General features: G+C 36.1%; 14 protein-coding genes. All 14 read right to left on the bottom strand.

Annotated elements, in window-relative coordinates:
* Positions 1-4: 4 nt before the first annotated feature.
* Positions 5-1213 (bottom strand): glycosyltransferase family 4 protein, encoded by a 1209-nt coding sequence (locus AOC34_RS01460; RefSeq protein ID WP_108468435.1) that lies wholly within the window; start codon positions 1211-1213, stop codon positions 5-7.
* Positions 1203-2498: a glycosyltransferase gene (locus tag AOC34_RS01455; protein ID WP_108468434.1), complete on the bottom strand. Its 1296-nt coding sequence runs from the start codon at positions 2496-2498 to the stop codon at positions 1203-1205. The genes AOC34_RS01460 and AOC34_RS01455 overlap by 11 nt, the downstream gene beginning before the upstream one ends.
* Before the next feature lie 37 nt (positions 2499-2535).
* On the bottom strand, positions 2536-3315 hold the full coding sequence (locus tag AOC34_RS01450) for an AglZ/HisF2 family acetamidino modification protein (RefSeq protein ID WP_108468433.1): 780 nt from the start codon (positions 3313-3315) through the stop codon (positions 2536-2538).
* 1 nt (position 3316) lies between these two features.
* Positions 3317-3937, bottom strand: a complete 621-nt coding sequence (gene hisH / locus AOC34_RS01445; RefSeq protein ID WP_234408121.1) for an imidazole glycerol phosphate synthase subunit HisH — start codon at positions 3935-3937, stop codon at positions 3317-3319.
* Between the two features lie 8 nt (positions 3938-3945).
* Positions 3946-5067, bottom strand: coding sequence for an adenine nucleotide alpha hydrolase family protein (locus AOC34_RS01440; RefSeq protein ID WP_159074768.1), 1122 nt, complete (start codon positions 5065-5067; stop codon positions 3946-3948).
* 66 nt (positions 5068-5133) lie between these two features.
* Positions 5134-6276, bottom strand: a complete 1143-nt coding sequence (locus AOC34_RS01435; RefSeq protein ID WP_108468431.1) for a class I SAM-dependent methyltransferase — start codon at positions 6274-6276, stop codon at positions 5134-5136.
* 1 nt (position 6277) lies between these two features.
* Positions 6278-7669, bottom strand: a complete 1392-nt coding sequence (locus tag AOC34_RS01430) for an NAD(P)-binding protein (RefSeq protein WP_108468430.1) — start codon at positions 7667-7669, stop codon at positions 6278-6280.
* 340 nt (positions 7670-8009) lie between these two features.
* Complete coding sequence (locus AOC34_RS01425) at positions 8010-8750, bottom strand: hypothetical protein (protein ID WP_108468429.1); 741 nt, start codon at positions 8748-8750, stop codon at positions 8010-8012.
* Complete coding sequence (locus AOC34_RS01420) at positions 8750-9409, bottom strand: class I SAM-dependent methyltransferase (protein WP_159074767.1); 660 nt, start codon at positions 9407-9409, stop codon at positions 8750-8752. The genes AOC34_RS01425 and AOC34_RS01420 overlap by 1 nt, the downstream gene beginning before the upstream one ends.
* 83 nt (positions 9410-9492) lie before the next feature.
* Positions 9493-10527, bottom strand: a complete 1035-nt coding sequence (locus AOC34_RS01415; protein WP_108468427.1) for a hypothetical protein — start codon at positions 10525-10527, stop codon at positions 9493-9495.
* Positions 10514-11845 (bottom strand): polysaccharide deacetylase family protein, encoded by a 1332-nt coding sequence (locus AOC34_RS01410; protein WP_108468426.1) that lies wholly within the window; start codon positions 11843-11845, stop codon positions 10514-10516. The genes AOC34_RS01415 and AOC34_RS01410 overlap by 14 nt, the downstream gene beginning before the upstream one ends.
* A 54-nt stretch (positions 11846-11899) precedes the next feature.
* Entirely contained in the window at positions 11900-13774 is a 1875-nt protein-coding gene (asnB, locus tag AOC34_RS01405) for an asparagine synthase (glutamine-hydrolyzing) (RefSeq protein ID WP_108468425.1), read from the bottom strand.
* The gene (locus AOC34_RS01400) at positions 13774-14970 is read right to left on the bottom strand and encodes a DegT/DnrJ/EryC1/StrS family aminotransferase (protein WP_108468424.1); all 1197 of its coding nucleotides are present in this window, start codon (positions 14968-14970) and stop codon (positions 13774-13776) included. Before AOC34_RS01400 ends, asnB begins: the two co-directional genes overlap by 1 nt.
* A gap of 5 nt (positions 14971-14975) precedes the next feature.
* Positions 14976-15977 carry an NAD-dependent epimerase/dehydratase family protein gene (locus AOC34_RS01395; protein ID WP_108469986.1) on the bottom strand — a complete coding sequence of 334 codons (1002 nt, stop codon included), beginning with the start codon at positions 15975-15977 and terminating at the stop codon, positions 14976-14978.
* Positions 15978-15983: the final 6 nt, after the last annotated feature.

Below are 15983 nucleotides of genomic sequence, written 5' to 3'. Positions count from 1 at the left end.
TTAATTAAATATTTTCAGAGCCACTATTAATAATCTGATTGTATGCAAAAACTTTCTTCTTTACCACTACTTCTCTGGAATAATTTTCAACCACTCTTAACCTGGAATTTGCAGCAAGTATTTTAGCGACAGCCGGCTTTTCAAGAATTTCGTTTACAGCATTTGCCATGCCGTCGACATCACCCATTCGAAATATGAAGCCTGTTTTATCGTTTTCAATTAATTCACCATGCCAATCAACATCATATGTAACAACAGGGCTTTTAGCAGCACAAGCCTCTAGCAAGCTATAACCGCCCATGAGACACAATGAAATATTACTTTGCTTCCTAAGGTTGATAACAACTTCATTTGGTTGAAATCCCGCAAGCACAACAAATTTTTTGAGATCACTGCTATCCACCCAACCAACAAGTTCATCATAAAGCTCTCCGCTTCCAATCATCACCAGCATGACATCATCTCTGGTGGCAATAATTCTTTTTAATAACTCCAAGTGGTCAAAAATAAAATTTTCATTCGATAACCTACCCGCAAAACTAATTATCTTTTTTTCAGCAGGTATTAAGAATAAATCTTTTATAGATATATATTTAATATTATCGAAATTAACTAGATCTATTGAGTGATTAAAAACTGCTATTTTGCATGCCAACTCAGGTTGACTTGATAGTATTTTATTCTTTAGATGCATTCTTATAGGAAAAATAGCATCGGCGTGACTCAAAATAAATTTTTCTAAGATCTTTGCAATCCATCGTGACCCAAATAATTTAAACGTAAAGCCATTTAATTCAGAGCCAATATCGTAATCAGCATGCACGGAAACAACAAATTTTTTATTGGTTAATTTGCTTATTAAAAATCCAAAAAATCCTAATAAGTAAGGATCAGTACTTCTTATCACGGAGGGTTTTTCTAAATTAATAATTTTTAAAGTATTAGATAACCCAAAAAAAAGACACTTTAGTGCTAAAAGATACTTTATATATGGAATATTATCGAATAAGGTAATCCCAGTTTCCCACCCGTATTGACTAACTGTTATGTTTTCAGAATATCTATTAGAATTAGATTTTCGTGAGAAGGGGCATATAAAGTGAATGTGATTAAAATACCCTCCCTCAAGATAGTCCTCATAAGTATGGGATACGCCTTTTTTAACAATATCCTCATAAGGACTACTATTTATAATAATTAAATTATTTTTCAAGGGTAAATGACTTGATTTTTTTTAATAAGTCTAAATTGTGGTCAAGAAATAATCCCTCTTCCCCATATACTCTTAAGTAATCACCTAAAAAAGAGTGTAGATCTGATTTAGATGCGCCCCATCCATTGTAATAAGCTATCTTTGCTGGATCAAAGGTTGCATCTATGGGAATATCCCCATTAATAATTGCCAATATACGAGATGCTACTTTTTTTGGACTCCACGCATCCCTAACGAATTCCATTGCACTATTTCCCAATTCATCTCTAATATTTTTATTATTCACTAAAAACCTAAGTGATTCCTTGATATCTTCAGGGTATACATACATGCTTGGCGGCAATCTTTTGTGGTTAAAATCCTGAGCCATATCGGAGTAGTAGCCAGAGACAAGTGTTGGAACTCCAAAAAATGCAGCTTCTGTTGCAAGCCCGGCCAAACAAGTGTCGGAGTACATTTCATCTAGCAGGATATCTGTATGTTTTAAAGCCTCAATAACTTCGGCATTTTCAACATTAAAAAGTTCTATATATTCAATCTTCTCTCCCTCCTGAATTAGCTCCGTAATGATTTGTTTGAATATGTCACTTCCTTTTGATTTCCTAACAGATGGCGCATGCAAGATTCTAACTTTGAGACTGGATGAAACTATGTTCGGTGTTTCTAGCTCATTCATTGCTACAAAAGGCAAACCAACCCATAAAAAATGTATAGTCCTCTTAGTTAAGAACTGACTGTAGGGTGGCGCTGAAATGATACCGGTCGCATATTTTTCTATCCTTGCTAGCTTCTTTTTCATGGATCTAGTTAAGAAATTAACATGCTCCAAATTTACGTCTGTATATATGTTATTTCCATTTATGTAGGGCGGCCTCGCATCAGACCCATGATAAAAATAAAATATCTTTTTACCCAATAACTTAAGCAAAGGCAAATCATATGTTCCTAAAAATGAAGAGTTGTATGAGAATAAAAAAGTATCATATTTGATTAATGCAATTAAGAGCAGCAATATTCTGTAGCACCAGAATATCGGAGTAAAAAATACTTTACCCGATCCTGTTGAAGCGCCCTTAGATAGATAATGAAGAATCTTTTGATCTATGGTTTCAGAGTCTGAATTTCCGTATTTTCTAATATTTTGACCCCAAGTCATAAATTTAGGATGCAATCCATTTTTATGGAAACCTTTTAGCAAATTAGTATAAAAATTAGCAACCTCGCTAAATCCTATAAATATTGAAGGTGGTTTTTTCTTTGACTGGCCATCATTTATAGCTTTCATATACTTTTACTTTATTCAGAGTTAATTTTTCATGCAATCATTCATCTTTTTTATACGTTTCAAAGGCCTCTTCGATTAAATTTTTCTCTGGAAAATTTATTAATACGCCCTTATCTTTACCTTGATATAAAAGCATGCTGCTCAGACCAACAGCGGAAGCCTTCCCCCGCCTAACCACATGAACAATGTCATTTATGGTGCCAGCACCCCCGTTTGCAATTAAGGGTATTGTCAAATTCTCCGCAATTGATCTAGTTAGCTCAATGTCAAAACCATTCCAAGTACCCTCACAGTCTATAGACGTCAATAGAATTTCCCCGGCACCTTGTTTTTGGACTTCTAGAGCCCACTCCAAAGGAGTGTATGGGATTTTTATTTTTCCTGATTTTATAAATACCCGATAATTTCCAAAATAATTTTTTCGTACATCGATTGAGGCAATGATTGCTTGACTACCATATTTTTTAACAAGTTCAGGAATCAAATTTTTTTCTTGATATGCATATGTGTTGAGTAAAATTTTTTCAAAACCAATATTAAATACTTTGCTTGCCTCATCAATATTCCTTATCCCACCACCGTAAACAATTGGCATGAAGCATTCACTCGCAATTTTTTTCAATAAAGCAAAATTAATTCCATTATTTTTTTTTGTTGCATCAATATCTAAAACTATTAGCTCATCCACCTCCATTTCATTAAAAATTCGAATCGTGTTACACGGATCCCCGACATAGGAATATTTCTTGAAATTAACAGTCTTAACAAGGCCACCATTACGCAATAATAGTGTAGGAATAATTCTTACTGGAATCATCCTACATCTCCGAAAAATTTTTTAAAATTTGCTTGCCGTATTTGTGACTTTTCTCAGGATGAAACTGAACACCACAAATATTTTCACTCCCTATAGCGGAATCAAATTCAACACCATAATTTGCCTTCATCAGCACATTAACAGGATTGGTAGCTTGAACCATATATGAATGAACAAAGTAATATTTAGGATCAATAGATATATCTTTAAATAATGAATGATTTTGTGTTGGGGTTGAAATATTCCATCCCATGTGAGGGATTTTAAGATCCCGCATTTCTGGAAACCTACTTGCCTTACCTTTTATCCAGCCCAATCCAGGTATGCTACCTTCGTCGCTACCATCAGTAAGCATTTGCATGCCCAAGCAAACTCCTAGAATTGGTATTTTCTCAACTAATGCCTTCTTATTCAAAACATCAATCAGACCTGAAACGGAATTCAAACATTGCATCCCCTGATCAAATGCCCCTACACCAGGAAGAACTATCCGAGTAGCTTTTGCAATGCTCTTGGGATCACTTTCTACAACACAATTAACTTTGAGGTGCTTAAACATATTAACCAATGAGCCAATATTTCCATATGGAAAACCAATAATCGTGATTGTATTTTTTTCCAAGACTGAATTCACCTAATATTTTTTTCAGGCACACAATATTTCATATAAAAACTTTCTGAAACATACTGTCTTTTTGATGCATATTTAAAAAAAGGTGCAAAAAATTCAAACAGTTTTTTATAAGTTTTAAACTCCCTATAAGATCTTTGTTGGCCATTATTTAAGATCTTATTCATTTCAGTCTCTGCTATATTCAAGCGCTTACACATGTATTCGAAATTTTCAGAGTCTCTCACTACCGACTCCTTAAGTGAATCTTCGGCGTCTTTTCTATTAATTAAATTCATACGTAATTTGGCACATAACTCTAATATCCGATAATCAACACTATACTTCTCTGTAAACCAAATATTATGAGAAAAGTATGATGCTCTATTTTCCAGATGATGCCCACCGTAATACTTCCAATTGAGCTTATCAGTAAGCAATTTCCGAGCCGCCTCTTTCTCGTACTTCAAGTACCATAGCGGCCGTACAAATTTTTGCCTGTAAACAAATATCCAAATACAGAATTGAATAAATGACATTTTTGGGAGTGTTTTAACCCTTCCTTTTCCATATGTATTTATTATCGTATCTATATACTTTCCGTCTATGTAAGCACGTCCAACCGGTGAAATTCCTTCTGCCGTGAATGAATGTCCCTCAAGAATATATTTAGTTCTCCATTTTCTTGCTTGGGTTCGCATTAACTGAACATATGCAATATCTGAGTCGGCATCAAACTCAAAAACTTCAGATAGAATGAAGGCTCGTTTAATTAAGCTACCTTCTTCATTATTTAAAACATGGGTATATAAATCAACATTTAACCTCTTTGTAATTTCATATATATTTTGAGAGGCAATTTCCCTATTAAATGTATTATCGTAATGCACCGCCAATGGTCTTAAGCCCATTTTTACGGCTAAATATAAAAGATAAGAGGAGTCGGTTCCACCACTGACACCAATAATACAGTCATATTTTTTTCCAGCTCCATCCTCTTTTATTTTATTAAAAAGTTGTATTAACCCTTGATTACTTTCGTCAGAGCTTTGATATTTTTCAATAAGCTCGTCATGGAATTTACAAAAGTTGCAAATTCCATCATCAGCTATCACCACCCCCGAAAAAGAAGTATTTAACAAGCATCTATTGCAAGTGCATTCCATATTTTTCCTTAAATTCATGACGCCTTCCATTCAATTCTAAACCTACGAAAAGATGTCCGACCATTTGATGACCTCAAATTCATGCCCCAATGAATTGCAGATCTTTTCTGATATAAGATTTGCAAACCCATATGAACAAATTATTATTTTTTTAGGGGGGGTTATTATTAAGTCCTTTAAATTTTCAATAGGTATATCCACGCCATCATAATACTTTCCATATAATCCAGGGTCATCATCAAAAAAGCGTATTTTTTGGCCAACCTCGAGAAGATTGATAAACGGAAGAAATCTAATAGGAATATAGATACCAAGCTCACCATCCGTCATAGCTAGTTTTTTAATTTTCTCTACTGACGTTTTGTATTTTTTAATGAACTCTTGAAATTTATATTCATAAAAAATTTCATTAGCAATTTTCTTATTAGTTCTCGATGGTATTGCGGAGCAAAGCAATACTCCATTTACACGAGATTCCTCTATTAATATAATTTCAAAGTTTGCTGCATTCAAAACATTTGCTAAGGATTGTTTATCAAAATAATTCAAATGCTCATGTATCGCCATAGATGCATCGCCGTTCTTTATTTGATTGCTGCAATTTGGAACTGCGATAACTATTAAACCATCCCTCTCTAAATTTTGGTGATGAGCGCTAAGAAATTTAACTGGGTCTTCTACATGCTCCAAAACATCATAATGGTAAATAACATTATATTTATCTTGCATTAGCGGGCTTGGGTAAAACTCTGGAATTATTGGAATGCCTATTTTTTTTCCAGCTTCAACGGTAATTGGGCTGGGATCCATCCCACGCACATCCATCCCCATATCCCTTAACCTTCTAAGCAGATACACCCCGCCGCAACCAATATCAAGGACCTTACGTGAAGATATGTTCACTACATCTAAAGTTTTGTTGAAAAAAGCTAAGAACTCATTCCCATAAGACTCTGCCAATGAATGCCCTTCTTGCAAATACCCGACGTTAGACTCCTTTTTATATACATAATTTAGCCAGCTATTAACCTGTAAATTTGGCTTTTGAATCAAAAGTTGCAATGACTTTTCAAAGGCGAAGGAGAATGGCAATCTTTCAGGCACCACTTCATCAATTTCGGAAATTGTTCTTTTTGCTCTCCAATAAAATGGGATGCTGCCTAATTCCAGCTGATCTTCTGTCATATTAATTTAATTGCTCCATTTTTTTCCAAACTTGGGATATTACATCCCTCTGAAAAAAAATATCTTTCTCAGTTTGAACGCCAACTACATGTAAATTTTTGGCTCCGATCGAGTTAATATCTTTGCGAATACTTTCTATGGCTGTAAAATTTTTTATTGTAGGCATTGGAAATCCGGGATTAACTATTTCAGCACACGAGAAAATAACATCTGAATATTTCAGTATGATGCCAGTATCAATTATCTGATTTATTGCCATATCGCACATTTCTCTATCCCCCAATACTTCGTCAATCAACAATTCGACTGATATTGGCCAACCATCTGCTCTGGTTGCATTCTTACAATAATTGAAATAGTTAGTGATTCTAAATATATTGCTGTTTAGCTCAAAAGAATATAAATAATATAAGTCTTCCATTAATGGAGGCCTCTCAAGAACCATATTGACAACTATAGTTTTCCTAGGCCTATCAAATTGATACTCTAAAAGATTTATACCTAATGTTTTAGCAGCTGAATGTAGTCCAGATGTCCAAATGATATTGTCAAGTGAACTAACTGTTTTTTCACCATCAGCAGCTCTAATTTTAATAGAGGAAACTCTATCACTATCAATACTCATATCTACAACCTCAGAACTTGTATAAACCTCTACATCAGCAGCTAATAGTCTTGCTTTAATAGAGTCAACTATACGATACATCCCATACTCCTTTGGGTAATATGCTCTGCGCCCAGACTCAAGATTAGATGGCAAAGTTCGTTGCTCAGGCCATGCGATTAATTCTCTAAGGTGATTGGATTGATTTAGCTTTTGAATAGCGCACTCACCAAATAGTACGACCCTATACAATGTACTTAAATAATTTGCAAACCAATCTAATTGCTTTGATGATTTTCCAAATTGCTTTCGCAGAATTTGATCCAGTCGTTTTGCAATTTCATCACCAAATCTTGTGCGGTTGTATTCATAAGCACTTTTATCTATTGAAGTTTCAATCTCATCAAGCTGACTGAAGAATGTACTTACGCAAAGTTCATGTTCTTTTTTAGCGAGATTTCTTAAATCTATAAATGGAGAATTATATTGAACATTACCTGCATATATAGCTCCGGCTAAATCTCGCTTTGAACCTTCAAGTATCTGCCATTCACTATCTGGTAGTAAATCAAAGAGGAATTCATCCAATTCCCGAATCCCTGTCTCGTACATATTATGCATGCCATAATCAAACTTCCCGTATATGCCATAGTCAAAAGAACGTAATAGGCCACCCAATTCATTCTCACGCTCTATCAGAATAACCTTACGCTGTTGCTTTTCCGACAGTATTAATGCCGCCAGTAGTCCAGCAATACCTCCGCCTACAACAATATCTAATTTTTCCATAATGAAATTAATTTTTTAAATTGTTAACTAAAGCTATGTGATCCCAATAACTCTTTAAAAAATTAAATTTTAAGATCACCAAATGGTATGACAAAGAAATTAGGATATCTTGATGCTATCTCGCCGGAGGATGCCTCGTATAACGCTGAGTTACTTATCTTTATGAAATAACGATACGACTTATCGAATGTACCCCACCTACTCTTAAATCGATAAACTCCATCTTGGGTTAACCAAGTCCCCCCCCAGTTCCATAATTTATAACCTCTATAAGCAGCATCACACATTGCCTTAAAAATTAAAAAACTTAGGGCCTGGGTATCTCTGTAATCCTTTGAAATTACTGGGTGTAATACTCAACAACGGAATTGTAGTAAAAAACTAATAATCCAGCGACCTCGCTACCTTGATGCTTTGCAATATAAAGGCGATAGTCACTTTCCTCAATAAAATGTTTTTTTATCAACTCGAAAGATCTTAATGTCTTACTGAGCCCTCCAACTTCCAACATATTTTCATGATGTACACGGCCTAAGAATGTAAAGTTTTTATTATCTACTTCACAAGTAATCCCTAATTTACATGCCTTACGAATCATATTTCTAGTTTTAGAATGAAATATTTCCATCAGATCAGCTGATTTTAAATTTTCTATTCTAGTAAATTGTCCAATTCGCTCTACATACAAATCATAATCAAAATTGTTATTATCATTTTTGCTTAGCGGGTTTTCTATAACTGTAGAGGCGGCAACCTTGTTGTCACGATGCAAGTCACGAAATTCATTTTGAAGCATACGTACTGCTTCGGCATTGTTACCAATAATGCTCCCATGACTCCCGTAGTAAGGCATTGAATTAAAAACCCTTCCATACTTACAATCATTCATGCTCATTAATGGAAGTGCAGCCAATATTTGCCCCTCACGATCAACTACCAGACGAGTTTCTTGACAACAATCCAACAACTCCACAAGAAAATTTTGATAGCGCCAAGAATGGTAAATTAGGGCCTCTTGATGTACCAATAAAAAACTTTCATACCTTTCAGCAAAAGTAATATTTAGTTTTTCAATTTTCATTAGGCAGGATTATAAATATTATCTGGGCGAATTATTTCAAAATCTTTAAACATGGTAATCGTATATTCATAAGGCATATATGAGGCATCCAATGTGAAACGTGGTGTAATTTCATTCATCACAAAATTTGTCATCTCCGCAGGGTTGAAGTGCATTGCATGAATCTGCATATAGTCTACTTTATCAGTCATAAAGTTTACGGATAATGAGATTTTTGCAATACTAAACAAGTGCTTTAAAATATATTTAACTTTTTGCAAGTAATGGGAATATATTTTTTCATCCCTAATATTAAATACACCCGATATAACAATGTAATCAAAATTTCCGCTTACGTCATGGTATGAATCGATTAGATTAACGATTATTTCTGGGTATTTTTTTTTAATTGCAGCTATAAATTCAGGCACTATATCAACGCCATAATATTCATAATTTGGAAATCTTTCATCCAAATATGGCTTTAAATGTCCTAGCCCACACCCATAATCAAGTACCGAGAAAAATCTCGTCTTTTTAAAATTACATGTAAGGGAATTAAAACGAAGTTCTTGACGCCCTCGGGGCCATTGAACTCCAGCAGGGGTATCCCCAAATCTTTCATACGAATCTTTATATGCCGTCTTAAGATCGAATGGCTTTAAGCTCTTGTGTTTCATGGTCAATTGTAGCATTTAAGAAGAAAATTAATAATGGCCTATCTTTAATGCTTCCGTTTATAGCTATCCATATTAAATAAGAGCTACTCCATTAACCATCTAGTGATACGGGGACTTAATATCTGCAATGAATTTTTACTCTGATGTCTCTCGGCAATATTGTTCATTTGAGCCTTAAAAGATTGGCCTTCAAGTTGCATACCATGGACAGGAGCCCATTCTCCATTAGATGTCCATTTTCGTACTAATATTCGCCCATTTTTACAATTAACCAGAAATTCACCAGAACAAAAGCAGTTGCTTATTTGGCCAACATCTGAATCAATAACATCATCAAAGTCAGCGCACTCCCATAGGATAATTTGTATATTCTCAAAATAAGTTTGCAGTCCAGGGTATGGGTGAGTCAATGCCCTGCATTGACGTAAAATAAATTTACGCTCTTTGTTCCAGTCAACTATACCGTCCTCGGGAATTCTTTTGGGGAAATAAAAGCCCTGACTTTTCTGTGCCTTAGGAGTGAGTAAACACTCTGGGTCTGAAACCACTTCCAGCATCATGTCTGCTACCGCTATTGATACCCTGTAGTATGAAATTCTTATGTCGTCCCCTGGAAAATATGCAAAGGATCTCTGGGTTACGATTGGCCCATCATCCACTCCTGGAGTAATTAAAAATAAAGCCAAATCAAAACGATTGGCATCCAAGATTAACGCCCAATTTTGCGGAGATCTACCTCTCCCTCCTGTTATACCATCTGGACTTCCGTGACAACCTAAAACCCCGCTCGCACTTAATTGAATTAACCAAGAAGGGACCAATCTTTGCCATCCAGCAACCCACACCAAGTTGAAGTCCATCGATTTGATAATTTCAGCATCTGCTTCTAGACTTAAATCATAGCTTTCAATATAAGCGTAAGGAATATTATGCTTTTTTGCAAAAATAGCTACATCCGTAAATCCACTTACTATTAAAGGGTTCGCTATTTTGGGATTCAGGCCTACTAGACCTACAATCCCCCCCCCTCTTCTGATAAAGTCTGAGATCGAATCAAGCCCTGTTTCTACAGTGCAAAGCACTAATATCTTTAAGCTTGCATCTTCAGTTTGCATCATACTTGTAATCTTTCACCGTCATTTGCTCAATGCATTCGCTTGATATCCCAAAAAGTTTTTGGTGATCAGCTAGCCATAGATGTATCCAACTATCATTATTTTTATAGCCCATATTGCACTGTATAGTAGGATTAATATTGTCTATACTTCCAAAAGCATCAATCCAATCTATAAATTTATTATTTATTTCACATAATTTATCAAACTCTTGCTGAAATATCTCTGCTGATATTTCATAAGAACCAAAGCATAGTGATTTTTTTAATAAGATCATATTATTAAATTCGACCGCAGTAATTCCGTAAGACCTTTCGTGATCAATATTTAAAAAAATATTAAACACGACCAATAGATCAACTCCAAGAGAAAGCTTTTTAATGACATTTAGAAAATCTTGCCCAAGTTTGGAAATATTGTCCAATAAAACTCTATCAAAAACCTCTGCTACCCTTCTTTCAAACATGAAAAATAGTCTTAGATAAGCCTCTTTACGATTACCGCTTAACCAACTCAATAGTAAGCTATCACCCTCATGACCATATATTGACGGGAGAATTTTTAACGCGGCCTCAAGACCCGAATCATTGCTCCTAAGCATTGGATGGGATCTGTATTCATGCCATGCATTTATTGCCCTCCTAGAAAGCTCATTGCAAACTTTCTCAGCAGGCTCAAGCTCTTTCGACATCCACCACTCAGGGTGCGTCAAAATTTGTATTCTCGGATGATCTTCCATTAATAATGCATCCCATGATCGATGCCTCCAGAAACCATTTGAATCGCTTATGTATTGAACGTGTTTCTGTAAATCACCAGCGTAAGCATTCCTCAAAGAAGCATAAAATCTTTTTTGGCATTTCATTGAAAAAGGAGTTGTATTATGAAAAGAAAATGTTTTTACAGGTTTGACATTTTCTTTCAGGAGTATTTTATTTAATAAGTCAGCCTCCCATCTTATAGCATCAGAAAGCTGTACTTCGGATCGAATATCATGCCACTCTGGATCAAAATGCAGGCCTATATCATGGCCAAGTTCAGATATTTCAGCAATTAATTTTCGTACACTTATTTCAAACGGATTATAAAATTTTTCATTGAGGATTATTGTATAGGTTGCTCTAACTCCATGCCTTGCCTCAATTCTTGCAATTTCAATTGCGCAGTAAGGGGACATATCTACATCGTGACGAATTATTGCAAAACGATCTGGGAGTATTTCATAATCTAATACCTCGAAACCCACGCAGGGATATTTTGCTTTAGTGGCCTTCAAATACTTTTCGTATTCTGTCAATGTAAAGTTATTTAGAACAGTCACAAATAAACTCTTTCTTTGTTGTTTTATATTCTAAATATTACAGCTTTTATATTCTTAGAAACTTTCCAGCCAAACTTCTATATTTAACAAAGACCATATTAATAAGCGTCTATTTTGGCTTCCCTGCAAATGCTCTCCGAGCAATGATGTGATTGTGGCTCTATCAAAAAAGTTGTAAATGTTTGCATTTTTATTTAATAGTTTCATTTTAACGAAATTGATGCTATCGCCCTTAAACCAACTTGCATCAGGCGAAGAAAATCCTTGTTTTTCTCTCTTCACAACATCCTCTGGGATATATCTTCTCATTACATCCCTAAGGATCTGTTTTCCATCATTAGTCTTCTGAAAATATACCCCCTGCTTATCCCGGGGATCGTTTTCATTTATCTTTAATACGTTAGATAAATTATTTAATTTAAGACTAACTGGGCATTGCATAGCAAAATCAACAAGGTCATTATCCATAAATGGGACTCTAGTTTCTAACCCATGAGCCATCGACAACTTGTCTTCAACCACAAATAATCCATGCAAGAAGGTTTTAGCCTCAAAATATAATGAATGATTTATGTAGTCTTCTGGGCGTTTAAGCTCATTATCATGTGTAGCAAATACATCACGAAAAATATCGCGAGTCCAAACATCTTTTACATCACCCCAAACCGGAGCAAACATTTGTTTTATTTGGGTATTACTTAATAATCTTTGCCAATAGCCATAATACTGATTTACATAATCTTCAAAATTTTGACAATTAGCCGCTCTGTAATAACGCCATGGGTATCCCCCAAATAGCTCATCACCACCAGTGCCAGATAAGACCACTTTTACAAATTTACTCGCTAAGTAGGCCGCATAATAATTAGGGTAACTTTGACCTACCCGCGGCTCCTCCAAATGCCATGCAAGCCTTGGCAAACACCGCTCCATGTCACCTGCCTTGAGAACCATTTCATAATGTTCAGTTTTAAAGCTGGCAGACATTGCTTCAGCATTAACCCTTTCGTCAAATGCAAGCTCAATACCAGATGCTGAGCTTAAATCAAATCCGCACGTAAAACTTTTTAGATTGGGAAATTTATTTGCTGCGATAGCCGTTATGGAACCAGAATCCATACCGCCGCTTAAATAAGCTCCTAATTCAACATCGCCAATAAGCTGCCTTTTTACGGCCTGGTTAAATAATCTATCAAGCTCTTCAAGATACTCCTGGGGCTTTTTCTGTTGCTCAGGCTCTCGAAATCTATAGTCCCAATAACAATTAATATTGAATACTGTATTACTCGACCCCAGAAATACTTCTAAATAATGCCCAGGCTTTAATAACTCCACGTCTTTCAATAATGTCTGACTAGTAAAAAGATTTTGAAAAGTAAAATATTCCAACAAAGCTGGTTTATTTATTTCTTTCCTAAAACTCGTTAAGCCGGTGAATGCCTTTTGCTCTGAGGCAAAATAAAGAGTATTGTCTTGTTTTGAATAATATAGCGGCTTAACACCATACCTATCACGTGCAAGTAATAATTTTCGATCTTTGGCGTCCCAAAAAGCTAGTGCAAACATCCCATTGAATTTGAGAAATGCATCATTCCCCCAGTGAGCTATTGATTTAAGAACCACCTCAGAGTCAGAATTGCCGCGGAAGCTATGCCCCAGCATTTCTAACTCCTTTCTCAATTCTCTAAAATTATAGACCTCCCCGTTATAGCTTAAAACGAATCTCCCATCTCCTGTAATCATTGGCTGGTGTCCAGCCGGAGATAAATCAATAATGGCTAATCTTCGATGGCCTAAACCAATATTTCCGTCTATCCAATGACCCTCTCCATCTGGCCCACGATGAGTAATGGCGTCAGTCATATTTTGCAAGGTTTCGCGAACAACAGGGCGACCATCTAAATTAACCATGCCAGCAATGCCGCACATTATTTAACTCTATCTTTTACACTCTGAATTACATGTGCCATCTCATTTTCGGTAATACCATGGAAAAGAGGTAGAGAAATACTACAGTCATTAGCTGCCCAAGCATTTGGATAATCCTCAGGCTTTAGATGATATTTTTTTTCGTAAAAATTGAGCATATGAACCGCATGTGTTGCGGGTCGAGTGGAAATACCAGATGCCAATAATTGATTCATCCAATTATTGCGAGCAGATTTAATTTCGCTTATTTGTTGAAAATCAGCTAGCTTGACTGCGTTTTTAACCTCTTCAGGACTAAATAGGCAGGGGTAGCTCTGATATCCATGCTCATAGTTCTCTATATTTGCTGGGGTTGACAACCATTCTAGAGCTGAAAATTCCTTATCATATTCTGCTGCAATAGACTGACGCTCAGAAATAATATTTGCTGCGCGATTCATTTGAGAAGCTCCAAGAGCTGCCTGCATATCAGTCATCCGCTGGTTATAGCCTGCATCAGGATGATCGGCAAGTAAATATGGCTGAGCCCCTAAATGCCTCTGAAGATCAGACATAGCAGCTCCATGATCACGCAGTCTACGAAGTCTTTCAGCCAACGCATCATCGTTAGTAGTTATCATGCCACCTTCGCCCGTAGTAATGGCTTTACGAGGATGAAAACTAAAGCAGCCAGTATCACCAAACGTACCAACATGTTGACCGTGATAACGACTTCCAAACCCGCAAGCAGCATCCTCTATTACCCAAAGACCATGTTTTTTAGCAAGATTAATAATAGGCTCTATATTTGCAGCCAATCCAAATAAATGCACTGGCAGAATTGCTTTGGTCTTACCGGTAATTTTTTCTTCTAATTTAGTTACATCTAAATTAAATGTTTCTAAATCAATATCACAAAAAATCACCCTTCCTCCTAGATGCTCAACCACATTAGCTGTAGAAACCCATGTAAAGGCAGGAACAATTGCTTCATCTCCTGGGCCAAATCCAAGTGCAGCTAATGAAAGATGGAGTGCGGAAGTACACGATGTAACAGCAATAGAATTTTTAGAGCCAGTAAACTGAGACCATTTATCCTCAAATTCTTTAACTTTAGGGCCCTGTACCAACCAGCCAGTTCGTAACGGATCCAAAACTGATTGAATCTCGGCTTCTGTTAGATTGGTTCGTGCAATTGGGACATTTAAATATGACATAGTTTTTATCCAACCAGGCCAACAGCCTGCCTACGAACCTCTAGTTCATGCTTATGTGTAGATCGCCAACTTATTAAACGTTTAAGTCCTTCCTCAAGATCTATTTTTGCAGCAAACTTAATTTCACTTCTTGCTTTTTCTGGGCAGCCAATCCTATTTCTAACTAAGGTAGCCTGGCTTCGAGGAGCATAATTAATCGATTGTTTAAAATCAGTCAAGTACATCAAAATCTCAGCCAACTCTTTTAATGAAGTTCGTTTGCCAGTCCCAACGTTATAGAAAGAATCGGTTGCATCAGCTTTCATTGCGCATACATTGGCAACACCACAATCTTCAACCGCGACAAAATCAAATGCCTCGGACCCATCCCCGAGGATAGTTGGACTTTCACCCCTGTCAATTGCATCCAGCATCTTCATTATGACTGCGATATAAGCACCATGATAGTCTTGACGCGGCCCATAGACATTCATGTAACGCAGTCCAACATAATTAAGTTTGTATCGATGATGGAATGCTCTCAACATAGCTTCACCGCAAATTTTAGTTGCGCCATAAAAATTTTGATTGTTAAAGGGGTGGCTCTCGTCCATTGGCTCATAAGCTGCATCGCCGTAAACAGAAGCTGAAGAAGAATAGACAAGTCGTTTAATATCTTTTTTAATGCAAGCCTCGATTACATTAAAAGTGCCGCGAATATTGACGTCAAAAGCACTCCTAGGATAATCATGGCATTGCAGAAGCCATAATGCAGCCAGGTGAAAAACACCATCCGCCCCGTTAAAAGCAGATTCAAGAATATCTGTTTGCATTATGTCGCCACCAACATCATAAATCTTGGTGCGTGGATCTTTTAAGGCATTGCTTAAATTTTCTTTGCTACCCCGAAGAAAATTATCATAAATAATTACCTCTTTAACATCTTCTTTAAGTAATTGATCAATAGTGTGCGATCCGATAAGACCTGCGCCACCCACAACAACAAATTTTTTACCCTTAATATCCATCTCAAA

The sequence above is a fragment of the Polynucleobacter difficilis genome (assembly GCF_003065365.1).
In the GTDB taxonomy this organism is placed as follows: domain Bacteria; phylum Pseudomonadota; class Gammaproteobacteria; order Burkholderiales; family Burkholderiaceae; genus Polynucleobacter; species Polynucleobacter difficilis.
This window is presented reverse-complemented; position numbering and strand designations above follow the sequence as displayed.

What these genes read in the sequence shown, in the direction of transcription:
- AOC34_RS01400 (WP_108468424.1), bottom strand. Translation starts at nt 14,970, where the DNA reads ATGTCATATTTAAATGTCCCAATTGCACGAACCAATCTAACAGAAGCC.
- AOC34_RS01430 (WP_108468430.1), bottom strand. Translation starts at nt 7,669, where the DNA reads ATGGAAAAATTAGATATTGTTGTAGGCGGAGGTATTGCTGGACTACTG.
- AOC34_RS01450 (WP_108468433.1), bottom strand. Translation starts at nt 3,315, where the DNA reads ATGATTCCAGTAAGAATTATTCCTACACTATTATTGCGTAATGGTGGC.
- AOC34_RS01455 (WP_108468434.1), bottom strand. Translation starts at nt 2,498, where the DNA reads ATGAAAGCTATAAATGATGGCCAGTCAAAGAAAAAACCACCTTCAATA.
- asnB (WP_108468425.1), bottom strand. Translation starts at nt 13,774, where the DNA reads ATGTGCGGCATTGCTGGCATGGTTAATTTAGATGGTCGCCCTGTTGTT.
- AOC34_RS01415 (WP_108468427.1), bottom strand. Translation starts at nt 10,527, where the DNA reads ATGATGCAAACTGAAGATGCAAGCTTAAAGATATTAGTGCTTTGCACT.
- AOC34_RS01435 (WP_108468431.1), bottom strand. Translation starts at nt 6,276, where the DNA reads ATGACAGAAGATCAGCTGGAATTAGGCAGCATCCCATTTTATTGGAGA.
- AOC34_RS01395 (WP_108469986.1), bottom strand. Translation starts at nt 15,977, where the DNA reads ATGGATATTAAGGGTAAAAAATTTGTTGTTGTGGGTGGCGCAGGTCTT.
- AOC34_RS01420 (WP_159074767.1), bottom strand. Translation starts at nt 9,409, where the DNA reads ATGAAACACAAGAGCTTAAAGCCATTCGATCTTAAGACGGCATATAAA.
- AOC34_RS01425 (WP_108468429.1), bottom strand. Translation starts at nt 8,750, where the DNA reads ATGAAAATTGAAAAACTAAATATTACTTTTGCTGAAAGGTATGAAAGT.